Below are 23702 nucleotides of genomic sequence, written 5' to 3'. Positions count from 1 at the left end.
TCCTCGGCGCTTTCCAGGTTCCCGCTTCCGCGTTTCCCTTTCCGGCGGTTCCGACTCTATCAGATCCTTTCGGGCCTGATTCCCAGTCAGCAGGGTTTGTCTTCCCGGCCGTTGAGCCGTTCCGACGTCTCAAACCTTAGCGGATCCTCCCGGCAGTTCCTAATCGGGCTGCCGTGTCCAAATCGAATTGAATTCGGGCACGCCGAATTCAACCCGGCTGGGCGATCGTGCTGATGGTTTGGGCTGCCGCTGCTGCGGCGGGAGGTGCTGTCGCAGAACCGTTACGGCCCCGCGGCAACCCGAAGAACTTTACGGATCAGACAGGGGGCTGTCAAGCACCCCCTGTCAAGATTTTTTCCGCCGGACGTCAGTCCAGGTCGGAGAGGCGCCCGCCGGCGTCCGGCTGGGCGTGCTCCACCCTACGGAGCAGCCGGGTGAGGGCTTCCCCGAGGACCGTGCGGTCCTCGGGGGAGAGGTCCTGGAGGAGGTCCTCCTCGAAGACGGAGGCGAGGCGCATGGCCTCGAGCCACTTCTCGCGGCCCTCGGGGGTCAGCTCCACGATCACCCGAACGCGGTTGGACTCGTCCCGCTCACGGGTGACGAGGCCCTCCGCCACCATCCGGTCGATGCGGTGGGTCATCGCGGCCGGCGTCAGGCCGAGGCGCTTGGCGAGGTCGCTGGGGCCCATGCGGTAGGGCGCGCCGGAGAGGACGAGGGCCTTGAGGACCTCCCACTCGGCGTTGCTGATGCCGAGGGCGGCGGTCTGGCGTCCGTAGGCGACGTTCATACGGCGGTTCAGGCGGGACAGCGCCGAGACGATCTTCTCGACCTGCGGGTCGAGGTCCTGGAACTCGCGCTGGTAGGCGGCGATCTGCTCTTCGAGGGTCGGCTCGCTGCCGATGCCGATGGTGCCGGGGGTGTCGCCCATGGAGGCAAGTATCGCACGGGGCCGCTTGGCGTTGAAGTCCTTGGATGTGTACTCTTTAGCTTCGAAATTTATTTTCGAAGTCTTCGGTTCTAAGTACTGAGGCACGCCAACTACCTGAGAGAGGTGAACGTGACCAGGGCGATGGGCGCAGCGATGCGCCGGATCCACGTGGGCAACGCACTCAGCGCGTTCGGGCTCGGCTTCACCGTCCCCTACCTGTACGTCTATGTGGCGCAGGTGCGGGGGCTGGGAGCCATGACGGCGGGGCTGGTCCTCGCGGTTTTCGCCGTGGCCGCGCTCATCGTGCTGCCGTTCGCCGGCCGGGCGATCGTGCGGCGCGGCCCGCTGCCGGTCCTGCTCGCCGCCCTGGTCATGGCCGCACTGGGCGCCCTGAGCCTGGGGCTCGCGGGCAATGCGCCCGCCGTGCTCCTGTCCGCGGCGGCGCTCGGGGCCGGGCAGGCCGTGATGCAGCCGGCACTGGCCACGATGATCGTGGACTGCTCGTCGGCGGAGACACGGTCGCGGGCGTTCGCCATGCAGTTCTTCCTGCAGAACCTCGGGCTCGGGGTCGGCGGGCTCATCGGCGGTCATCTGGTCGACACCACGCGCGTCTCCTCCTTCACGCTCCTGTTCGCGATCGAGGCGGCGATGTTCCTGCTGCTCGTCGTGATCATGTCGACGGTGCGGATGCCGCACTCGCCGCGGATCGAGGACGCTCCCGCGCGGTCGGCGAAGGGCAGCTGGAAGCGGCTGCTCGGCAACCGGGCCATGGTGCAGCTGTCCGTGCTGGGCTTCGTGCTGTTCTTCGCCTGTTACGGGCAGTTCGAGTCCGGGCTGGCCGCGTTCGGTGTCGAGGCCGCGGGGATCTCCACCTCCGCGCTCGGTACGGCGCTGGCCGCGAACACCCTGATGATCGTGGTCGCGCAGTTCGCCGTGCTGAAGTTCGTCGAGCGCCGTCGGCGCTCCCGGGTGATCGCCGCCGTGGGCCTGATCTGGGCCGTGGCGTGGGTCGTGGCCGGGTACGCGGGTCTCGGCCACGGCAGCCAGGAGATGGCCACGGCCGCGTTCGTGTCGACGTACGCGCTGTTCGGGCTGGGTGAGGCGATGCTGTCGCCGACCGTCGCCCCGCTGGTGGCGGATCTGGCGCCGGAGGGGATGGCGGGGCAGTACAACTCCGCCTTCGCCCTGGTGAAGCAGCTTGCGCTGGCCGTCGGGCCCGCGGTGGGCGGGCCGATGGCGGCCTCGCTGCACACGCCGTACATCGTGACGTTCCTGCTGTTCTCGCTGGGCATCACCGCCCTCGCGCTCCGGCTGGGGCGGCAGCTCACCGCCGCGCAGGACCGGCCCTGGCAGGCGCGGAGCCGGGTCGTGGCGCGGGGCGCCGCGCCAGCCGAGCCGGTGGTCGCCGAGGCGTGAGCCCGGCAGGGGCGGCCGTCACCTTCGGGTGGCGGCCGCCGTCTGCTTCACCGGATCCCGCGGTGCCTTCACCGGATCGCCGTCGCCAGGATCGCGGTGAAGGGGAGCGTCAGCCTGCCGTCCGGTCCCGTGCGGTCGGCGAGGCGGGCGGCGACCGAGCGGCCCGCGGCGACGAGCGTCTCCTCGCCGTGGGCGTCGGCGAGCCGCTGGCCCCAGGGCAGGACGGAGAGATGGCCCGGGGCGAAGTCCGCGAGCGGGGGCAGGGCGATGCCGAAGGTGATCTCGCGTGCCGTGACGTTGTGGCAGCCCGCCTTGCCGAGGGCGTCGGTCAGCCGGTCGGCCGTGCAGGCGAAGGCCGTGGTGAAGGCGGCTGCGGCTTCCTCACCGCCGTACTCCTCGATGGCTTCGCACTGGGCTGTGAGGTACGGCGAGAGGCTCATGTCGGCCCAGACGGTGGCCGCGAAGCGACCGGAGGGGCGCAGGACCCGGGCCGTCTCCGTGAGGGCCTCGGTGAGGTCGGGGAAGAACTGGGCGCCTTGTTGGCAGACGACCGCGTCGAAGGTTGCGTCGGGGTAGGGGAGCCGGTCGGCGGAGGCCTCGGTGAACTCGATGTCGGGGTACAGGCGTGGATGGTGGGCGACAGCCACCTTGAGCATGGCCGCGTTGACGTCGGCACCGCGGACGCGGCCGGCGGGGCCGACCTGGGCGGCGGCCGCGCGGGCGGCGAAGCCGGTGCCGCAGGCGAGGTCGAGGACGACATCACCTGGGCACAGGTCCACGGCGTCGAGCAACGCCGTCGTGAAGGGCGCCATCAGCGGCGCCACATACTCCTCATAGCGCTCAGGAGCGCTTCCCTTGAGCTGAAATCCCGGTTCGTCTGCCATGGGGAGCTAGTAGCACCGCGGAGCCGGTTCGCCTAGGTGGCGCGCGGCAGCGCGAATTCGCACCAGACCGCCTTCCCGCCGCCCGGGGTCCGCCGGGATCCCCAGTTCGAGGCGATCGTCGCCACGATGGCGATGCCCCGGCCCGACTCGTCCCCCGGTTCCGCGCGCCGGCGGCGCGGGAGGTGGTCGTCGCCGTCGGTGACCTCGACGATGAGGCGGCGGTCGGTGCGGCGGAGCCTGAGGCGCATGGGCGGGGTGCCGTGCTGCAGGGAGTTGGCGACGAGCTCGCTGGTGGCGAGGACGCCCAGGTCGTGCAGGTCGGCGGGGAAGCGCCAGCTGGTCAGCACGCCGGAGGCGAACGCACGCGCGCGGGGGGCCGCTTCCACTCCGCCGAGGAGTTCCAGGGCCGCGTTGCGGAAGAGGTCGCCGTCCGGCCCCGTGCGGGCCGGGTGCTGGAGGACCAGGACCGCCACGTCGTCGTCGTGGTCGGCCGTGACGCCCGCCGTGCGGACCAGGCGGTCGCAGATCACCTGGGGTGTCCCCGTCGCCCCCGACAGGGCCCGCTCGAGCGACTCGATGCCCTCGTCCAGGTCCTCGTCCCGGCGCTCGACCAGACCGTCCGTGTAGAGGACCGCGGTCGAGCCGGGGCCCAGCGGGACCGAGCCCGACGCGTGCATCCAGCCGCCCGTGCCGAGCGGGGGGCCGGTCGGCTCGTCGGCGCGCAGCACCGTGCCGCTCTCGTCGCGGACCAGGATGGGCAGGTGCCCGGCGGAGGCGTACACCAGCCGGCCCTCGTTCGGGTCGTGGATGGCGTACACGCACGTGGCGATCTGGTTGGCGTCGATCTCCGTGGCGAGGCCGTCGAGGAGCTGGAGCACCTCGTGCGGGGGGAGGTCCAGGCGGGCGTACGCGCGGACCGCGGTGCGGAGCTGGCCCATCACCGCGGCGGCTCGTACCCCTCTGCCCATCACGTCGCCGATGACCAGGGCCGTGCGGCCGCCGCCCAGGGTGATCACGTCGTACCAGTCGCCGCCGACCGCGGACTCGGTGCCGCCGGGCTGGTAGGTCGCCGCGATCCGCAGGTCGTCGGGCTGTTCCAGCTCCTGCGGGAGCAGGCTTCGCTGCAGGGTCACCGCGGTCTCGCGCTGGCGGCGTTCGCTGGCCCGGAGGCGTTCGGCCGCCTCGGCGTGGTCGGTGACGTCGGTGGCGAAGACCAGCACCGCGCCGTCGCCGCCGTCCCGGAGGCCGTTCTCGGCGGCCGGGGTGCAGGTGAAGGTGTAGGAGCGGCCGTCGGGGGCCTTGCGGGACTTGAGCGTGCGGGGCCTGCCGCTGCGCAGGACCTGGTCGAGGAGGGGCATCAGGCCCAGTTCGGCAAGCTCCGGGAGGGCCTCGCGGGCGGGTTCGCCGAGCGGTCGTTGGCCGAAGGCCGCGGCGTAGGCGTCGTTGACGTACGCGATGCGGTGGTCGGGGCCGTGGACCAGGGCGACGAGGGCCGGGACGCGGTCGAGGACCTCGCGCGCGGGGAGCTCGTCGACGGCGGGCACGGACGGTGCGTCGTCGGTCAGCTGCTCGATGCGGGCCGCGGGCACGGATCCTTCCCCCCGCCGGTCCGGGGTGACCGCGTGCTCGCTCCGCGCTGCGGCGCGGCGCTGCGTTCCGGGGAGCCGGGCGCTCCAGCGCGTGAAGTTCACGAATCCTTGCCTCGTGTCGTCGTGGTCGGCCGGCACCGGATCCGGCCGGGGGTCCGGGGGTTGTCCCCGGGAATGGCGGTGCTCGGGAAAAGCCTCATGGGTGCTGAGGGCGGGCGGATGCTCGTCCAAGGTCGTGGGGCAGTCTGGCAGGGTGGCCGACCGCGGCAACATCCGTCAGACGCCGAAGCGGCTCGGGGAGTTCCTCGGTCCGGTCAGGACGACCCCTTCGGGTCGTCCGAGGGGCCATGATGAGGCTTTCCACCGGCCGCGAGTTCGAACTCCGCGCGGGGATGTTCGAGCGACCCGAGGGAGACGACCTCCCGTTTGAAGAGCCCGGAGAGGGTCCATTCGGCGAGCACGCGGGCCTTGCGGTTGAAGGTGGGCACCCTGCTGAGGTGGTAGACGCGGTGCATGAACCAGGCAGGGTAGCCCTTCAGCTTGCGGCCGTAGACCTGAGCTACGCCCTTGTGCAGTCCGAGTGAGGCGACGGAACCGGCGTAAGAGTGCGCGTAGGTCTCGAGGGGCTCGCCGCGCAGGGCGTGCGCGATGTTGTCGCCGAGGAGCCTGGCCTGGCGCACCGCGTGCTGGGCGTTGGGCGCGGTCTCCTTGCCCGGCTCCTCGGCGGTGACGTCGGGGACGGCGGCGGCGTCGCCCGCGCCCCACGCGTGTTCTGCCCCGTCGACGGTCAGCCGGGCGGTGCACCTGAGGCGTCCGCGGCCGTCGAGCGGGAGGTCGGTGGCGGCGAGGACCGGGTGCGGTTTGACGCCGGCGGTCCACACGACCGTACGGGTCGGGAAGCGCTGGCCGTCACTCAGTACGGCGATTCGGTCGGCGCAGGATTCGAGGCGGGTCTCCAGGAGGACCTGGATGTTGCGGCGGCGCAGTTCGGTCAGGGTGTAGCGGCCCATCTCCGCGCCCACCTCGGGGAGGATCCGGTCGGCGGCCTCGACGAGGATCCACTTCATGTCCTCGGGCCGGACGTTGGGGTAGTAGCGCGTGGCGTAGCGGGCCATGTCCTCGAGTTCGGCCAGTGCCTCGACTCCGGCGTAGCCGCCGCCCACGAAGACGAAGGTGAGGGCCGCGTCGCGGATCGCGGGGTCGCGGGTGGAGGAGGCGATGTCCATCTGCTCGAGGACGTGGTTGCGCAGGCCGATGGCCTCCTCGACGGTCTTGAAGCCGATGGCGTGCTCGGCGAGGCCGGGGATGGGCAGCGTGCGCGCGACCGAACCGGGGGCGAGGACGAGTTCGTCGTAGGTCAGGTGCTCGGCGCCCCTGCCTTCCTCCTCGGTGGCGAGCGTGGTGAGGGTGGCGGTCCGCTCGGTGTGGTCCACGGCCACCACCTCGCCGACGACGACATGGCACTGGTCCAGGACGCGGCGCAGCGGTACGACGACATGACGAGGAGAAATCGAACCGGCGGCCGCTTCGGGAAGGAACGGCTGATACGTCATGTACGGATCCGGAGTGACGACAGTGATGTCGACGTCGCCCCGCCTGAGCTCCTGTTTCAGCCTCCGCTGAAGTCGCAGGGCCGTGTACATCCCGACGTAGCCGCCGCCGACAACGAGAATGCGCGCACGTTCCTTCACCATCCCATGACGCACCCGGCGCTCTTGTTTGTCCACAGCCCCGGCAATTTGTGTGACCGGCGGCCAGGTGTTCGCGGCGGCGCCGGGGCTGCCGAAGCCGGGAGAAAGCGGGCAGGTCAGCGGGGGCGGACATGAGGGCGCCAGAGTGCGCAAACGGGACGTATGCGCTCCGTACTCCGATCGGGGGGCGCTCTGTGCGGAACCTGCCCCTTCTGAATTGACTCCCTCTCAACTATGTTCGTGTGTCGACGGGGTGTAGGGGATGTGGTCGAACGGGTCCGCGACGGGCGGTCCCGCTCAGGGAACGGTGCCAGTTCCGCGCACTCCGGAATCAGTGACGGGGAGAGTCTCCGGGGGGAGACGTCATTAACCGGGGGAACGCTTATGCATATTCAGGACACGCATTGGTCTTCGGCGAACGCCATCGCACCCGTCGGCGGTGCGATGGGCGCGGCGGCGGGCAACGGACGCGCGGAGGGGCCGCGCACGACGCCGCTGCGGGTGGACGCACAGCGCAATCTGGAGCACGTGCTGCGAGCGGCGCGCGAGGTCTTCGGCGAGCTGGGTTACGGCGCGCCGATGGAAGACGTGGCGCGGCGCGCGCGGGTCGGTGTGGGCACGGTGTACCGGCGCTTCCCGAGCAAGGACGTCCTGGTCCGTCGGATAGCCGAGGAGGAGACCTCCCGGCTGACCGAGCAGGCCCGGGCGGCGCTCGGTCAGGAGGACGAGCCGTGGTCGGCGCTGTCGCGCTTCCTGCGCACGTCGGTGGCCTCGGGGGCCGGGCGGCTGCTGCCGCCGCAGGTGCTGCGGGTCGGCGTCCAGGAGGACGGCACCGAGGACGCGGGCTCCGCGGCCGAGGAGACGCGGGTGCCGCAGCAGCGGAGCCAGCCGGGGGCCGGTGAGCTGCGGCTGGTGTCCGAGGAGCCGGCGGCCGCGGACGACGACGCGGGGGCGGCGGCGCTGCTCGAGGTGGTCGGCCGGCTCGTGGAGCGGGCCCGTGCGGCGGGCGAGCTGCGGCCGGACGTGTCGGTCTCCGACGTCCTGCTGGTCATCGCCACGGCGGCCCCTTCGCTGCCGGACGCGGCCCAGCAGGCGGCGGCCTCGGCACGGCTGCTGGACATCCTGCTGGAGGGGCTGCGTTCGCGGCCCGCGTGACCGTTGTGACTCCTGTGTACGACGGGGCGCTCCAGTGACTTCGGAGCACTCCGGATGCGATCAAGTACCGGACGGGGTCGGCCCGTTGGGCCTTCCCCGTCCGGGTGATGGACGGTACCGCCGGACGGCAAGTCCGCTCGGACGAGTGCATGGCTCGTACTTGGGGGTCCTGAACGAATGCCGGTGTGGCACTCTGAGCCGGTGATCGGGTCGGGCTTGCAGGCGTCGGGGGCTTTCCGCGATGAGCGTTGACGGGTGGGACGAGTCCCTCGGTGACGGTGACGCGGAGGCCGGCGGGCTGACCGCGCCTCAGGTGCCCAGCCAGGGCGGCCGGGCGGACGTACCGCGCTCCGGCGACCCGGCGCAGGGCAGCGTCCCGGCCCAGCGCGAGGGCAGCCCCCGGCCGCCGCGCAAGACGGCGCCCGGCGACGGCGAGCTGATCGAGCGGATGCGCGCGGGCGACGACAGCGTGTACGAGGAGCTGTACCGGCGCCACGCGGACGCCGTGCGCCGCTACGCCCGCACCTGCTGCCGCGACGCCCACACCGCGGACGATCTGACCGCCGAGGTCTTCGCCCGCATGCTCCAGGCGGTGCGCGGCGGCTCGGGACCCGAGTACGCCGTACGCGCCTATCTGCTCACCTCCGTCCGGCGGGTGGCCGCGCACTGGACGAAGTCGTCCCGGCGCGAGCAGCTCGTCGACGACTTCGCGGTCTTCGCCGCGCATGCCACGCGCTCGTCCTCGGTGCCGGGCGACGGCACACTCGCCCTGGGCGCCGATGTGCGGGCCCTGCACGAGGCCGAGCAGTCCCTCGCCATGCGGGCCTTCCGCTCACTGCCCGAGCGCTGGCAGGCGGTGCTGTGGCACACCGAGGTGGAGGACGAGTCACCGAGCGAGGTGGCCGTCCTGTTCGGGCTGGACGCCAATGGCACGCGCGTGCTCGCGAGCCGCGCCCGCGAGGGCCTCAAGCAGGCCTACCTGCAGGCCCATGTCAGCGCCGCGCTCGCCGGCGACGCGGAGTGCGCGCGCTACGCCGACCAGCTCGGCACCTACGCCCGCCGCAAGCTGCGCATCCGCGCCGAGCGGGGTCTGCGCAAGCACCTGGAGGAGTGCGCCGGCTGCCGGCTGGCGACCGCGCAGATCGAGGAGGTCGCGAGCGGGATCCCCGCGGTCGTCCCGGTCGCGGTCATCGGCTGGTTCGGCGCCGCCGGGTACGCCAAGGCGCTCGGGCTCATCGCCGCCGGCGCCGGGGTCGGCGCCGCGGGCGCCGCCGCCACGGCCGGTGGCGCCACGTCCGGCGGGGCGGGCGGTGGCGCGGCGGCCGCCGAGGGGCTGGCCGGGTCGGTGAAGGCCGGTATCGCGGCCGGTGTGGTGGCGGTCGGGGTCGCCACGGTCGCGCTCGCTCTCCTGAACGACGGCCACCCGGCCAAGGAGGTCGCCAAGCCGTCCTCCCCGCCGTCGGTCGCCCAGCCGAAGTCGCCTGCCCCCGCACCCTCGAAGACGCAGCCCACGCCGAAGGCACCGGGCATCGTCCCCGTGGCCGCCCCGACACCGGCCCCCACCGCGTCGAGCGCACCCGGGCAGAGCCCGAACCCGGCATCGAGCGCGAGCCGGCCTCCGGCCCCCTCGCCGAAGCCGACACCGGGGACACCGACGCCGACACCGACGCCCACCCGGACCCCCGCTCCGCCCACGACACCCACACCCCCGCCGACACCGGCGCCGACGCCGGTCGTCTACGAGTGGAGCGATCTGCGGTACGACATCACCGGCGACGGCAGCAAGCCCGAGATGCGGCTGGGGGAGAGCAGCTGGGTGTGGCGGCGCCACGGCCTGTCCGTCGCCGACCAGCACTACGCGCGCGGTGTGACCGTCCACGGCGCCTCCTCCGTCACCGTCGACCTCAACCGGGAGTGCTCCGCGTACGACGCGATGGCCGGCGTCGACGACCTGACGCTGGGGCTCGGCAAGGTCTACTTCTCCGTCTACGCCGACGGCGTCCGGCTGTGGCGGTCCGGGATGGTGAAGGGCGGCGCCCCGGCCGTCCCCGTCCATGTGAACCTGACCGGGCACCGGACCGTACGCCTGGTGGTCGAGCCGCACAGCAACGCCTTCGACGCCGCGGCGCTCGCCGACTGGGCCGACTCGAGGTTCACCTGCCGCTAGGTCCTGTCATCCGCCGGCGGCGAAGGGACTGCCGTCCAGCTCCCGCAGTACGTCGTCCACGGTGCAGGACGCTCCCCGGGCGAGCTCGGCCGCGTACCGGGCGGGGGTCAGGTTCGCGCGGGCGGTGGCGTCGACGTGCGCGGCGCGGGTGCGCTCCGGCTCGGGGCGCGGATGGCCGTCGCGCAAGTGGTCGGCGGCCGTGAACAGGCGTACCGCACCGGCCAGATCGCCGAGCCGGGCCAGCAGGTCGGCCGCGATGTCCACGAGCCCCGCCGTGATCGACTCGGCGCACCGCCGCTCCACGGCCTCGCGCAGCACCCCGGCCACCACGGGCAGTCCCTGCCCGGGACCGGACTCGCCGGCCGTGATCAGGGCCTCGACCGCGCCCAGGCTCGCCGTGAACTGGGGCGGCGCGTTTCCGCCCGCCATCGTCGCGCGGGTGGCCTCGAACAGCTCGCGCGCGCGGACCATGTCTCCGGCGTCCTGGGCGATGTGCGCCCGCAGCAGCAGGATGAAGGCCCGGGACTCCGCGACCCCGTACTGCTCGGCCGCCGCGGCCGCCTCGTCCAGGGCGGCCAGCGCCGCCGCCCGGTCGCCCGAGCGGTAGGCGATCTCGGCGAGCCGCGCGATCAGGAACGGCGACTCGGCGTACCCGCCCACCTCGTAGGCGAGCCGGAGCGCCTCCTCGTACTCGCGCCCGGCCTCCTCGAAGCGGCCGCGCGCCATGGCCGCCTCGCCGGCCGCGCTGCACACCTGGGCCCGCATCCAGCGGTCCCCCACCCGCCGACTGAGCACCCGCAGCTCCGCCAGGTCCTCGTCGACGCCCCGCAGATTGCCGGGCGAGTCGACGACCATGTGGGTGCGGTACATCAGGCTGACGCCGATCGCCCAGTCGTCGCCGTGGAGACGGCAGTTGGCGACCGCCGCCGCCATGTCGGGGCCGACCTCCGCCGGGCCGCCCAGGTAGTAGGCGGTGAGCGGCCAGACGACACCCGGCAGCCGGGCGGACTGCGGCCCGCCGTGCTCGAAGACGGCCCGCACGCGGGCGATGTACTCCGGGGCCCGCTCGTCCGTCAGCAGGTCCGGGGCGCCGGTCTCGGAGGTCAGGAACATATGGAGCATCCGCACGTCCATGCGCAGGTCGCGCAGGGGATGGCCCGCCTCCGCGTCGGGGGCCGCGAGAAAGGCGCCCACCGGGTCGGCGGAGGCGGCGAGCCGCTCCCGGGCCTCCGCCGGGGCGTCCTCGGGCAGTGCGTCCAGGGCGACGCCCAGGCGCAGCACCGCTCGCACCCAGTCCACCGCCTCCTGGCGGTAGTTGCGCAGCCACCAGAACCAGCCGACCGCGAGGACGAGCGCGCCCGCCGTCTCCTCGTCGCCGTCGCGCAGGGTGCGGTCGAGGGCGGCGCGGATGTTGTCCAGTTCGGTCTCCAGGCGGGAGATCCACGGCAGTTGGGCCTCGGACCTCAGCAGCGGTTCCGCCCGCTCGGCCAGCGCACGCACCCATGCGCGGTGCCGCAGTTCGGCCGCCGCGCGCAGCTCGGGGATCTCGGCGGCACGCTCGGTGGCGTACTCCTGGATGGTCTCCAGCATGCGGTACCGCATGCCGTCCAGGGCGTCCGGGCCGTCCGGCGCGGCGACGACGAGGGACTTGTCGACGAGCGCGCCGATCAGCTCCGCCGCCGGGCCGGTGCACACGGCCTCCGCCGCCGCGAGGTCCCAGCCGCCGGCGAACACCGACACCTCGCGCAGCACCGTCCGCTCCCGCTCGTCGAGGAGCTCCCAGGACCAGTCGACCACGGCACGCAGGGTCTGCTGGCGGGGCAGGGCCGTACGGCTTCCGGAGGTGAGGAGGCGGAAGCGGTCGTCGAGGCGGTCGGCGATCTGCCGGGGGGTGAGCAGCCGCAGCCGGGCGGCGGCGAGCTCGATGGCGAGGGGGAGCCCGTCGAGGCGCCGGCAGATCTCGTCGACCGCCTCCTTGTCGTGGAGCACGGCGTCGGCGTCGGGACGCACGGCCGCCGCGCGCTCCTCGAAGAGGCGGTGCGCCTGCTCGGGGACGAGAGGCTCGACCGGGCGCACCGACTCACCGGGGACGCCCAGGGGTTCACGGCTGGTGGCGAGGATCGTGAGGCCCGGGCAGCGGGTGAGCAGTGTCTCGGCGAGGTCGGCGGCCGCGCCGATGACATGTTCGCAGTTGTCAAGGATCAGGAGCTGGCTGCGCGGGGCGCAGTACTCGACGAGCAGGGCGACCGGGTCGTCCTGGTGGGTCGCCAGTTCGCTGGTCATGAGCACGGTCTCGCGCAGACCGAGCGCGCTGAGCACCGCGCCCGGCACCGCCTCGGGCCGGTCGAGCGGGGCGAGTTCGACCAGCCATGCCTGCGGGAGTCCGGCGGCGGCCTCCTCGGCGAGACGGGTCTTGCCCGAGCCGCCCGGTCCGGTGAGGGTGACGAGGCGGGCCCTGTGCAATTCGGAACGAACGGCCGCGAGCTCGGGTTCCCGGCCGACGAAGGACGTCAGGCGGGGGCGGAGATTGCCGGTGCGCTCGTGGAACCGGCCGAGCGGGGAGACGGTGGGAGCCTCCTCCTGCGTGAGCAACTCCGAGTGGAGGGCCTTGAGTTCCTGGCCGGGGTCGGCGCCCAGGCCGTCGGCGAGGGTGCGGCGGGCGGTGTCGTACGCGGCGAGGGCAGCGGCGGTGCGGCCGGTGTCGCGCAGGGCGCGGATGAGGAGGGCGTGCAGCGGTTCGTCGTACGGGTGGGCCGTGGTGAGCTCCGTCAGCTCCGGTACGACGTCGTGGGCGCGCCCGAGTGCGAGGGCGGCGGCCGCCCGGGCCCGGGTCGCCTCCAGGCGCAGGGCCTCCGGGCGACTCGCGGCGGTGCGGTCGGGGAGGTCGGCGAGGGCGGGGCCGTACCAGAGGGCGAGGGCCTCGGTGAGGGCGCGGAAGGCGGTGGCCGGGTCGGCCCGGTCGAGGGCGGCGGTGCCGTCGCGCACCAGCCGCTCGAAGACGTGCAGGTCGACGTCGTCCCGCACCGCCTCGAGGCGGTAGCCGCCGGGGCCGGAGGAGACGATGTGCTTTCCGACGGTACGGCGCAGACGGCCGACCAGTGCCTGGAGCGCGGCCGGGGCGTCCTGGGGCGGGTCGTCCGCCCAGACCTCGTCGATCAGGGTCTCGGGGGGCGTGGTGCGGCCGGGGCGCAGGGCGAGGGCGGTGAGGAGCGCGCGAAGGCGGGCGCCGCCGAGGGGGATGGAGGTGCCCTGGTCGTCCGTCGCTTGGGCAACGCCCAGGATTCTGTACCGCACCGGGTCATTGTCGCCGGGGTGGCAGGCGGGGGCACGGAGTTTCGGTGCGGGGTCGTCCCGCCGCGGCTGGTTCAGGGCCACGCCGTCCCCGGTCGCCGTCGCCCCGCTCGTCGTGCCCGTTCCCGCGAACTTCGTGAGGTCGGCGTAGTTGCGGCTGTCGGGGCCGACCAGCTTGCGGCCGTAGATGTTGTCGATGCCGGAGCCGTCCTTGGCGGTCGCGGTGACCGTCACGGTCCGGGCCCCGCCGACCCCGACGGTGGTCTTGCCGAAGGTCACCGACGTGAAGACGGTGTCGCCCTTGTGGGTGTCCGCCCGGGCGGCGGGCGCGAGGAAGGTGAGCAGCGCCGGCGCCGTCGGCTGCCCTACCCCCGCCGCGCGGCCGCCCCCGCCCCCAACGCACCCCGTTGAGGCGTGATCCCCGCCGGAACCGCACGCGCGCGTGCCGGGGTACCGGTCCAGCAGGTACCCCGGCGCGCCAGCAGCCGACGCAGCCACAGCTCAAGGGAGACCAGATCCGCCAGACCGTCCAGCGGCAACGGTTCACCGGCCGCCGCCCCGCGCAGCGCCTTGCGGACCACGCGTGCCTCGATCAGGCCCGCCTCCGCGAGGAGGGGGGTGGTGAAGAGGGAGACGAGGGGGTCGGCGGCCACGCGCAGGCCCGTGCGGGCGGCCGCGGCCGAGGAGGCGTGGGAGGGGGCACCCCAGCCGGGCGGGAGGTCGGTGACGCCGGCGCCCTCCAGGACCGCACGGAGGATGGCGGCACGGGCGCCGGGCTGGACCCTGAGGGCCTCGGGGAGTTCGCGGCAGGCGCGGACCACCTGGTTGTCGAGGAACGGGGCGTGCAGGCGCTGGGAGCGGATCTCGGCGGCCTGCTCCAGCACCCGGATGTCCGCCGCGTGCCGGGCCAGCGCCGCACGCGCGCGGTAGTCGCCGGGCCGCTGGCCGGGGCCCACTCCGGAGCGGTTCGCCGAGCTCTGGAGCAGAACCGATACTTCAGCCAGTGCCTCTCCCGTCAGCCAGCGCGCCGCGGGCCCCGGTCTGGCCCAGGTGAGCGCCGCGAGGGACGCTCCGACCGCGCCTCCGGGTTCGTCGAACCGTCGGCGCAGCAGGCGTTCGGCGAGCACTTCCACGCCCGCCCGGTACGGTGTCCGCGCCAGCCGCCGTGCCGCGCTGTACACGCGCGCGGGGACCATCACGGAACCGTCCGCCTTGGCCAGTGCCGCGACCGGACGCACCAGGTGGCGTCGTTTGCGGTCCATCAGCAGGTCCGCCAGGCGGGCCGGGTGGGCGTCCAGGACCTGGCGGGCGCCGTAGCCGGTGAAGTGGTCCGCGCTGCCCGACGCCAGGCGCGCCCGATGACGGGCCGCCATGACGAGCGAGGGTGCCGGCTCGTCCGTGAGCGGGCCGTCCAGGTCGGCGTACGGCAGTACCTCCTCCCCGCCGGCCACCACGACGTGGTGCAGGCGCGGGTTGGACGCGAGGCTCCCGGCCCGCTCCAGCTCGGCCTCGCGGCCCCCGACGGCCAGGTCGTTGAAGGTGACGGCCAACAGTCGCTCACCGGCGCCGGTGCCGTGGCCCAGGATCGTGCCCGGCATGCCCGGGAGGCCGGCGGCCAGCAGGGCCAGCGTCCCCGAGGCGGGGCCGCCGCTCAGGTCCGCACCGATCCCGGGTACGGGCATCCCGCGCGCGGCACGCCGTTCGGCCGGGCCCATGCCGGGCACCGGGCCGGGGTCGATGTCGGGGACGTGCCGTGGTGCGGAGAGTCGGGCGCGCACCGCCTCGACGAGCGCGTCCCGCACGGCGTCCACCGCCCTGTCCGGGTCGGCCGAGGGCGCCGCCACGGCGAGGGAGGCGACCTGCTCGTACCCGGCGATCTCGCGCGAGCCCGCGCGGAGGATCAGGGTGTGTCCCGGCGGAACGCGCCGCACACCGTCGTACGGCGTCGAATCGTGCAGCGCGGCCGGTACGTCGGGAGCGGCGAGCAGCGCCGCGAGGTGGCCGAAGTCGAGGTTGGCCTCGATGAGGTCGGCGAGCGGCAGCGCGGCCGTCGCGTACGCGGTGCCGCCGGCCCAGGGGGTGTAGAACACCGGGCGGGCGCCCGCGAGATCGCCGCAGACGGTGACGCGGCGGCCGACCTGGACGACGGCCGTGTAACTGCCGGACCAGGCCGTCAGATGCCGAAGTGCCCCTCCGCGCGCGGTGAACAGGGAGAGCCGCAGCTCCTCGTCGGAGGCGCCGCAGGTGCCCAGCACGGCGATGCGGTTCTGGGTGTCGGCCTTGACCACGCGCACCTCGTCCGGGCGCCAGTCCCCGACCGCCCACAGAGGATCGGGATCGCCCCACAGGAGTTGGGACCCGATCGGGTGGACGGTCTCGCCGTCGTGTCCGGTCGCGCCCGCGGACCCGATCTCGGCGGCACCGGCGGCGGCGCTGCTCCATCCCACCAACCACCGCATCGACGCCTCCACAGGCTGTGGACAACCAGTGCACGGTACGAACCGGTTCACCATGCTGCCATGAAGAACGCGCCCCCGAGGTGCGGCGGCGCCTCCTTCGGCCGATGGAATGCGCCCACGCGCGCGTGCCCATGGGGAAGCGAACCCCCGTACGACACAAGGGAACTGCGACTCGAATGCGCCCCCGATACGCTCCCCAAAAACGCCCTTCGCGCCCTCAAGTTCCGTGGTAGGAGCGGTAATCACCCGCGAGAGGCAGGATCGATTTTCGGCCAAATTGGCGACGCGGGGACAGGTTTGAGCAACGCTCCGTACAGGCTCGGCGCGGCGCGCCGACAGCGCACAGTCCGGGAGGCGGGCATCGCCTCCCGGACCGGTCCGCCACCCGCGGGGATGAAGGTGGCGGTGTCCCCCAGCCCGCTGGATCCAGTACAGCGGGCCGACCCACGCACGATCCATGGAACCGCTCCCCACGTGGCCGGAGAAGAGCGCACGGACGGGCGCACGGCCACACGACGGGGGCACGTCGCGACATGCCGTGCACGGTGCGTACAGGGCCCGTACTTCCGTACGGACCACAATCCCGCCAACCGGAACAATGCCCCTTAACGCTTGGGATGCGGCGAACTACGCTGGGTTTACGAATGCCGCGTGGTTATGCCAGCGCGGCAGCCGTCTGTGTCGAGGGGTGGCGCATGTCCAGGGAGCAACGCGGGCCGAACGAAAAGCTCGGCGCCGTTCTCGCCCTCGCGGGAATCAGCAACGCAGGACTCGCGCGACGCGTCAACGATCTTGGCGCTCAACGCGGGTTGACTCTTCGCTACGACAAGACCTCGGTCGCGCGCTGGGTGTCGAAGGGCATGGTGCCGCAGGGCGCCGCGCCCCACCTCATCGCGGCCGCGATCGGCCAGAAGCTCGGCCGCCCGGTGCCGCTCCACGAGATCGGCCTGGCGGACGCGGATCCCGCGCCCGAAGTGGGCCTCGCCTTCCCCAGAGACGTAGGACAGGCGGTGCGGTCGGCGACGGAGCTGTACCGTCTCGACCTCGCCGGCCGCCGGGCCGGCTCCGGAGGCATCTGGCAGTCCCTGGCCGGATCATTCGCGGTGAGCGCATACGCAACGCCCGCCTCACGGTGGCTGATAACCCCCGCCGACAGCTCGGTCGCACGGGATGCAAACCCTTCCGAGGGCTCCGGCGCACCGATCAAAGTCGGCCACAGCGATGTGCAGAAACTGCGGGAGGCCGCCGAGGACGCCAGGCGCTGGGACTCCAAATACGGAGGCGGCGACTGGCGTTCGTCCATGGTGCCCGAGTGTTTACGGGTGGAGGCGGCACCGCTGCTGCTCGGCTCGTACTCCGACGAGGTCGGCCGGGCCCTGTTCGGGGCCTCCGCCGAACTCACCCGTCTCGCGGGCTGGATGGCCTTCGACACGGGCCAGCAGGAGGCGGCGCAGCGGTACTACATCCAGGCGCTGCGCCTCGCGCGCGCGGCCGCCGACGTCCCCCTCGGGGGCTACGTGCTGGCGTCCATGTCCCTGCAGGCGACCTACCGGGGCTTCGGCGACGAGGGCGTCGACCTCGCGCAGGCCGCCGTGGAGCGCAACCGGGGTCTGGCCACCTCCCGCACGATGAGCTTCTTCCGCCTGGTCGAGGCACGCGCGCACGCACGCGCCGGCGACGCACAGGCGGCCGGCGCGGCCCTGAAGGCCGCCGAGGGCTGGCTGGAGCGGGCCCGGGAGGGCGACAACGACCCGACCTGGCTCGGCTTCTACTCCTACGACCGGTTCGCCGCCGACGCCGCGGAGTGCTACCGCGATCTCAAGGCACCGCGGCAGGTGCGGCGCTTCACGGAGCAGGCGCTGTCGAAGCCGACGGAGGAGTTCGTACGGTCGCACGGGCTGCGGCTGGTCGTCTCGGCGGTCGCCGAACTGGAGTCGGGCAACCTGGACGCAGCGTGCGAGCAGGGAGTGCGGGCCGTGGAGGTCGCGGGGCGGATATCGTCCGCGCGCACCACGGAGTACGTGAAGGATCTGCTTCACCGGCTGGAGCCGTACGGTGACGAACCGCGTGTGGTCGAGTTGCGGGAGCGGGCGCGACCACTGTTGGCTCCCGCGTAGGCTCCGCTGGAATGCCGGGCCCCTGAGCGTCTTCCTGGCTGATGCAGGCTTGGGGGTGCGGGCTGACCGTGGCTTGTCGCGCCTCGCGGCGGAGCCGCTGATGTCACAGGCCCGCGCCCCCTTCGGGGCGCTGTCGTCACCCTGGTTTCAACGCGTTGTCGGTGGCGCAGTGCACTATCGATGCCAGGAGGTGGTGCAGGTGCGGGAGGCCGCGTACGACTGCGACGTGCTGGTGGTCGGCGGTGGGATCGTCGGGCTGTCGACGGCGTATGCGATCACACGTGCCGCGCCGGGCACCCGCGTGACCGTGCTGGAGAAGGAGCCGGGGCCGGCCCGGCACCAGACGGGGCGCAACAGCGGTGTGATCCACAGCGGGATCTACTACCGGCCCGGCTCGCTCAAGGCGCGGTACGCGGTGCGGGGCGCCGCCGAGATGGTGAAGTTCTGTGCCGAGTACGGCATCGCGCACGCCGTCACCGGCAAGCTGATCGTCGCCACCGAGCGGTCCGAGCTGCCCCGGCTGCACGCACTGGTGCAGCGCGGCCGGGAGAACGGGATTCCGGTGCGGGAGCTCGGCGCCGCGCAGATCGCCGAGTACGAGCCGGAGGTGGAGGGTCTCGCGGCCATACACGTCGGGACGACGGGCGTGGCCGACTTCGTCGGGGTCGCACGGCAGCTCGCGGAGGCGTCCGGGGCGGAGATCCGGTACGGGGCGCGGGTCGTGCAGGTGGACCGCCGCCCGGAGCTGGGGGTCGCCGTGCGGACGGCGGGCGGGGACATCGTGCGCGGTCGGGTGCTGGTGAACTGCGCCGGGCTGTACTGCGACGAGGTGGCCCGGCTCACCGGCGACGAGCCAGAGGTGCGGATCGTGCCGTTCCGGGGCGAGTACTACGAGCTGGCGCGGCCCGGACTGGTGCGGGGACTGGTGTATCCGGTGCCGGACCCGGCCTTCCCGTTCCTCGGCGTGCATCTCACACGCGGGATCGACGGGGGTGTGCACGTCGGCCCCAACGCGGTGCCGGCCCTGGCCCGGGAAGGGTATGGCTGGGGAGTGGTACGGCCCCGTGAGGTGGCGGGCACGCTGGCCTGGCCCGGGGCGTGGGCGATGGCCCGGCAGCACTGGCGGTACGGGGCCGGGGAGTTTTGGCGCTCGGTGTCGAAGCCGGCGTTCACGGATGCGGTGCGCAGGCTGTTGCCCGCCGTGGAGCCGGACGACCTGGTGCGGGCGGCCCCCGGGGTGCGCGCGCAGGCCGTCCTGCGGGACGGGACGCTCGTCGACGACTTCCTGATCCGGGAGGGAGCACGGGCCGTGCACGTGCTGAACGCCCCGTCTCCGGCGGCCACGGCCTCGCTGCCGATCGGCAGGTCGGTGGCGCGCCGGGCGCTGGCCGTGCTGGGCTCGTCGTGACCGGGCTCCCCGTGTCCCCGCTCGCGTAAAATCGTCACCACTGTGTCTGAGTCCCTGAACACCCCCGAATCCCCCCGGCACGTCCCCGGCGTCTCCGTCCGGCACACCCGCGCCAAGGGTGAGCCGCGCTTCCCGGACGGCCCCAGGGCCGATCCCGCCGGATCGCACTTCGAGCGGCGGATCCGAAGCTTCCAGCCGCGGCGGAGCCGGGTGACCGCGGGGCAGGCGGACGCGCTGCAGCGCCTGTGGCCCAAGTGGGGGCTCGACATCGACGGGCAGCAGGTCATCGACCTGGGCGAGCTGTTCGGGAACGACAAGCCCGTGGTGCTGGAGATCGGGTTCGGCATGGGCGAGGCCACCGCTCAGATGGCCGCCGGGAATCCCGACCTCAACATCCTCGCCGTCGACGTGCACACCCCGGGGCAGGGCAATCTGCTCAACCTCTGCGACCGGAACGGGCTGTCCAACGTCCGGGTCGGGAACGGGGACGCGATCATCCTGCTGCGCGAGATGCTCACGCCCGACTCGCTCGGCGGGCTGCGCGTCTACTTCCCCGACCCCTGGCCGAAGAAGCGGCATCACAAGCGGCGGCTGATCCAGCCGGAGTTCCTCAGCCTGGCCGCCACCCGCCTCAGACCCGGGGCTATCGTGCACTGCGCGACGGACTGGGAACCGTACGCCGAGCAGATGCTAGAAGTGCTGACCGCGCACCCGGACTTCGAGAACACCCGGCCCGACGGCGGTTTCTCGCCGCGTCCCGACTTCCGGCCGCTGACCCGTTTCGAGGGTCAGGGACTGGACAAGGGTCATGTGGTGAACGATCTGCTCTTCCGCCGCGTACAGCACCGGGAGCAGCAGCGACGTTAGGGTCAATGCCGTGGCCACCTTTCCCCCGTATCCGACGCACCCCGCAGGCCCCGTCGACGGTGCGCTCCGGCACCCGCGCTGGTGGCAGCGCAGGTGGGTGCGGTACGGGGCACTCATCACCCTGCTCGCGCTCTCCGGGCTCGTCATCCTCGCCCTGGTGCGCGAACAGACCGGCACGGAAGGGTTCCTGGTCGGGATCTGCCTCGCCGTGCTGCCCGTGCCCCTGCTCATAGCGGCCTTCCGCTGGCTCGACCGGGTCGAGCCGGGGCCCTGGCGGAACATGCTCTTCGCGTTCGCCTGGGGCGCCTGCGCGGCGGCCCTGATAGCCATCGTGGCCAACAGCTTCGCCACGAGGTGGATAGCCACGGCCACCGCCGATCCGTCCAGCGCCGACACCCTCGGCGCCACCGTCATAGCGCCCATCGTGGAGGAGTCCTCCAAAGCGGCGGCCGTGCTCCTCGTCTTCCTGTTCCGCAGACGGGACTTCACCGGGATCGTGGACGGCGTGGTGATAGCGGGGGTCACCGCCACCGGGTTCGCCTTCACCGAGAACATCCTCTATCTCGGTACCGCCTTCGGCACCGACCAGATCACCGGCGACCGCGGCATCGCCTCCGTCACGGCCGCGACGTTCTTCGTGCGCGTCATCATGTCCCCGTTCGCGCACCCCCTCTTCACCGTCCTCACCGGCATCGGCTTCGGCATCGCCGCGCTCTCCGCCGAGCGGCAGCATGTGCGGCGGGTGCTGGTGCCGCTCGGCGGGCTGCTGCTCGCAATGAGCATGCACGCGTTCTGGAACGGCTCCTCGACCTTCGGCCCGTACGGGTTCTTCGCCGTGTACGGGGCGTTCATGGTGCCCGCGTTCGGGCTGCTGACCTGGCTGGCGATCTGGACGCGGCAGCGCGAACTGCGGACCGTGCGGGAGGAGCTGCCGGTGTATGTCTTCGCCGGGTGGCTGGGGCCCGCCGAACCGTTCGTGCTCGGCTCGATGCGGGCGCGGCAGATGGCCCGGGACTACGCCGGCCACCACCTGGGCAAGCAGGCGGCGCGCGCCGTGGGGCAGTACGAGGCGTACGCGACGTCACTGGCGTTCCTGCGCCACCGCGGGCGCAGGGGGCGTGCGGGGGCCGACTACGTCGTACGGGAGCGGGAGTTGCTGGCCGAGCTGTGGAAGCGGCGGCAGGTGGCCCGTCCGGCGATGGAGTACGCGGCACGGATGTCCGCTCCGCCCCGGCCGGTGTACGGGCCGCCGGTTCCGTACGGAACGGCGGCGCCGTACGGAACAGCGGCGCCGTACGGGTACCCGGCGGCGCCCTATCCCGCGTACAACCCCTATCGGTCCTAGGGCGCCGCGGGCAGGCGTGGCGGGCCCGCTACGCCGACGCGTCCGTCAGCCGCGCCAGTTCCTTCTCCGACAGCCGCAGCCCGGCCACCGCGAGCAGCGCCGGGAGCTGCTCAACCGTGCGTGGCGAGGCGATCGGCGCGGTCACCGCCGGCTGGGCCGCCGGCCATGCGAGGGCCACCGTGGGGACGGGGGCCTCGTGCGCGGTGGCGATCTCGTCCAGGGCGGTCAGCACCCGTCGGCCGCGCTCGGTGTCGAGGTGCTTGGCGGCGCCCTTGGCACGCGCGCGCTGTCCACCGTCGTACCGGGCCGGTACTTGCCCGTGAGGAAGCCGGCGGCCAGGGCGAAGTAGGGGACGGCCGCGAGGCCGCTGCGGATGACGACGTCCTGCAGGGCGCATTCGTAGGTGTCGCGCGAGACGAGTCCAGGGACGCCTGCAGGCGTTGCGCAGTGATGTTGGAGGCGGCGATGTGCGGTACCTTGCCCGCCTTCACCAGCTCGTCCAGCGCGCCGACGATCTCCTCGAAGGGCACTTCCGGCTTGTCGAAGTGGGTGCAGTAGAGATCGATGCAGTCGGGTCCAGGCGCCGGAGGGAGGCGTTGGCCGCGGCCTTGATGTTGGCGGCGGTCAGGCCCTGGAAGTCGGTGTGCTGGCTGACCTTGGTCGCGATCACGACGTCGGCGCGGTTGCCGCGGGCCTTCATCCTCCCCCAAGCTCTTCGAGCAGGGGGGACCCCCAGTCGATGATCGTCTCGGACTCGCCGCCCTCGTGCGGTGTCGACGAAGTTGCCGCCGGCGGCCGTGCAGGCGTCCAGGACGCCGAAGGAGGAGGTCTCGTCGGCGGTCCAGCCGAGACGTTGCCGCCGAGGGCGAGCGGGAAGAAGCAGAGAAGTCATGATCTATGACTACGGTCACACCGGAGCGGAAGAGTCCGGATACGCCGGCAAAGATCCCGTAAACGCCTGACCGGCGGTCCTGACGTCGGGGGGGTGTCGTCAGGACCGCCGGAGGTCGACAGGGTGTGTCAGGGGTTGAGGCCCTTGCCCCGCAGCCATGTCATCGGATCGATCCCGGTGGCCTGGCCGCCCGGGTGGACCTCCAGGTGCAGATGCGGGCCGGTGACGTTGCCGGTGGCGCCGACGCGGCCGATGACGTCGCCGGTGCTGACCTTCTGCCCGGCGGAGACGCTGATCGAGGACTGATGGCAGAACCACAGCTCGGTGCCGTCGTCGAGGGTGAGGATCGTGCGGTAGCCGTAGGAGCCGGCCCAGCCCGCCTCGGTGATCGTGCCGCTGTGGATGGCCTTGATGAGCGTGCCCGTGGGCGCGGCGAAGTCGAGGCCGGTGTGGTAGCCGGAGGACCACATGGCGCCGGCCTGACCGAAGGTCGAGGTGATCGTGTACGAGGAGGTCGGCAGCGTGTACTGCTTGGCCAGCGCGGCCAGGCGCGCGGCCTCGGCCTTCTTCTTGGCCGCGGCCTCCGCGCTCGCCTTGGCGGCGGCGGCCTTGGCGGCGGCCTCCTTCTCGGCCTTGGCGGCCGCGGTGGCGACCTGCTTGTCCGCGGCGGCCACGGCAGCGGCGGCGGCCTTGGTGTCGACCTGGCCCCGCTGCTTCTCGGCCTGGGCCATGATGCGGTTGCGCAGCGCCTCACCGGCGTCGGAGGCGCCCTGGGCGCTGTCGGCGGTGGTCATGCCGACGCCGCTGAGCGCGGTCGCGGAGCCCTTGGGGGCGTCGTCCGGGGTGCTGTCGCCGAGCAGGGAGCCGACGGAGGGCAGGTCGGGCATGGAGATGGACACCGGCGGCTTGCCGGTGTTGGCGCTGGCCATGCCGCCCGCGCCGACGGCGGCTATGACACCGACGCCCAGGACCGTGGAGCTGCGGGCGAGTCCGCCGCCGCGCTGCTTGGCGACGCGATGCCGGCCGCGTACCGGGCTGAGGGACTCCTCGGTGGGGTTCCACTCCTCCCACGGGCCCTCGTCGGTGCGGTAGCTGCCGTAGCCGAAGGTCTCGGGGTGCTCGCTCGGCACGAATGGGGCTGTGGGGGCAGGCCGGTTGGACGCCACGCGGGCGTACTCCTTTCCTTCCGCCGCCTACCGGGTTAGCTGACGGGTTCGGAGCAGGAAGGTCTCCTACGCGCGTATACCGGCCGTGCCTCCACGGCGGCATCCGCGTGATTCACCCCAAGGTGGTGGTTCCCCGGTTCCCTTGCGGGATTCGGCGCGTGCGCACGGAGCCGACTCTTGTGACGGCTGGGACGACCGCGCTGCGTTATCGAACGTTAATAGACCCCGCCGTCAGATTCCAAGCCGTTCTACTTGATCATTAACGTTTTTACTGCGGGACTTACAGGCCATGACCGGTGGAAATCGGGCGAGTTGGCCGCAGTACAT

14 protein-coding genes, 1 pseudogene and 1 riboswitch are annotated in these 23702 nt (G+C 72.8%); of the genes and pseudogenes, 7 read left to right on the top strand and 8 right to left on the bottom strand.

Going from position 1 to position 23702, the window contains the following annotated elements:
- Positions 1-367: 367 nt before the first annotated feature.
- Positions 368-928, bottom strand: coding sequence for a MarR family winged helix-turn-helix transcriptional regulator (locus tag Q8A52_RS47425; protein ID WP_316764720.1), 561 nt, complete (start codon positions 926-928; stop codon positions 368-370).
- Positions 929-1081: 153 nt separating this feature from the next.
- Between Q8A52_RS47425 and Q8A52_RS47420 the strand changes: the two genes are divergently transcribed.
- Positions 1082-2344, top strand: coding sequence for an MFS transporter (locus Q8A52_RS47420; RefSeq protein ID WP_316764728.1), 1263 nt, complete (start codon positions 1082-1084; stop codon positions 2342-2344).
- A gap of 68 nt (positions 2345-2412) precedes the next feature.
- Here Q8A52_RS47420 and Q8A52_RS47415 read toward each other — a convergent pair whose 3' ends face one another.
- From Q8A52_RS47415 to Q8A52_RS47405, 3 genes are all read right to left on the bottom strand, one after another.
- Entirely contained in the window at positions 2413-3228 is an 816-nt protein-coding gene (locus Q8A52_RS47415; protein ID WP_316764717.1) for a class I SAM-dependent methyltransferase, read from the bottom strand.
- 32 nt (positions 3229-3260) lie between these two features.
- A complete protein-coding gene (locus Q8A52_RS47410) occupies positions 3261-4919 on the bottom strand; it encodes an ATP-binding SpoIIE family protein phosphatase (RefSeq protein WP_316764715.1) in 1659 nt (552 codons plus the stop codon).
- Between the two features lie 212 nt (positions 4920-5131).
- Positions 5132-6511: an NAD(P)/FAD-dependent oxidoreductase gene (locus tag Q8A52_RS47405; RefSeq protein ID WP_316764713.1), complete on the bottom strand. Its 1380-nt coding sequence runs from the start codon at positions 6509-6511 to the stop codon at positions 5132-5134.
- Positions 6512-6892: 381 nt separating this feature from the next.
- Here Q8A52_RS47405 and Q8A52_RS47400 point away from each other — a divergent pair, with 381 nt between their 5' ends.
- Together Q8A52_RS47400 and Q8A52_RS47395 are read left to right on the top strand one after the other, a co-directional pair.
- Positions 6893-7663 carry a TetR/AcrR family transcriptional regulator gene (locus tag Q8A52_RS47400; protein ID WP_316764710.1) on the top strand — a complete coding sequence of 257 codons (771 nt, stop codon included), beginning with the start codon at positions 6893-6895 and terminating at the stop codon, positions 7661-7663.
- Between the two features lie 241 nt (positions 7664-7904).
- Entirely contained in the window at positions 7905-9830 is a 1926-nt protein-coding gene (locus Q8A52_RS47395; protein ID WP_316764708.1) for a sigma-70 family RNA polymerase sigma factor, read from the top strand.
- Between the two features lie 6 nt (positions 9831-9836).
- On the opposite strand, the gene Q8A52_RS47390 is transcribed toward Q8A52_RS47395, so the two are convergent.
- Positions 9837-13124, bottom strand: a complete 3288-nt coding sequence (locus Q8A52_RS47390; protein WP_316764726.1) for a BTAD domain-containing putative transcriptional regulator — start codon at positions 13122-13124, stop codon at positions 9837-9839.
- 362 nt (positions 13125-13486) lie between these two features.
- Entirely contained in the window at positions 13487-15580 is a 2094-nt protein-coding gene (locus tag Q8A52_RS47385; RefSeq protein ID WP_316764704.1) for an asparagine synthase-related protein, read from the bottom strand.
- A gap of 695 nt (positions 15581-16275) precedes the next feature.
- Between Q8A52_RS47385 and Q8A52_RS47380 the strand changes: the two genes are divergently transcribed.
- The 4 genes from Q8A52_RS47380 (at position 16276) to Q8A52_RS47365 (ending at position 21317) form a co-directional block, all read left to right on the top strand.
- On the top strand, positions 16276-17697 hold the full coding sequence (locus tag Q8A52_RS47380; protein ID WP_316764702.1) for an MFS transporter: 1422 nt from the start codon (positions 16276-16278) through the stop codon (positions 17695-17697).
- A gap of 190 nt (positions 17698-17887) precedes the next feature.
- A complete protein-coding gene (gene lhgO, locus Q8A52_RS47375; RefSeq protein WP_316764723.1) occupies positions 17888-19105 on the top strand; it encodes an L-2-hydroxyglutarate oxidase in 1218 nt (405 codons plus the stop codon).
- 42 nt (positions 19106-19147) lie between these two features.
- Positions 19148-19972 carry a tRNA (guanosine(46)-N7)-methyltransferase TrmB gene (gene trmB / locus Q8A52_RS47370; RefSeq protein WP_316764699.1) on the top strand — a complete coding sequence of 275 codons (825 nt, stop codon included), beginning with the start codon at positions 19148-19150 and terminating at the stop codon, positions 19970-19972.
- A 10-nt stretch (positions 19973-19982) separates the two neighbouring features.
- Complete coding sequence (locus Q8A52_RS47365; protein ID WP_316764697.1) at positions 19983-21317, top strand: PrsW family intramembrane metalloprotease; 1335 nt, start codon at positions 19983-19985, stop codon at positions 21315-21317.
- 28 nt (positions 21318-21345) lie between these two features.
- Here the strand turns inward: Q8A52_RS47365 and Q8A52_RS47360 are convergent.
- Both Q8A52_RS47360 and Q8A52_RS47355 read right to left on the bottom strand, forming a co-directional pair.
- Positions 21346-22193: pseudogene (locus tag Q8A52_RS47360) on the bottom strand (aldo/keto reductase); the annotation flags it as partial.
- A gap of 144 nt (positions 22194-22337) precedes the next feature.
- Positions 22338-23375 carry a M23 family metallopeptidase gene (locus tag Q8A52_RS47355; RefSeq protein WP_316764695.1) on the bottom strand — a complete coding sequence of 346 codons (1038 nt, stop codon included), beginning with the start codon at positions 23373-23375 and terminating at the stop codon, positions 22338-22340.
- 7 nt (positions 23376-23382) lie between these two features.
- Positions 23383-23542, bottom strand: a riboswitch (cyclic di-AMP (ydaO/yuaA leader).
- Positions 23543-23702: the final 160 nt, after the last annotated feature.

This window comes from Streptomyces herbicida, assembly GCF_032656585.1.
GTDB lineage: Bacteria > Actinomycetota > Actinomycetes > Streptomycetales > Streptomycetaceae > Streptomyces > Streptomyces herbicida.
The sequence above is the reverse complement of the archived record's forward strand: the minus strand, read 5'-3'. Positions and strand labels throughout refer to the sequence as shown.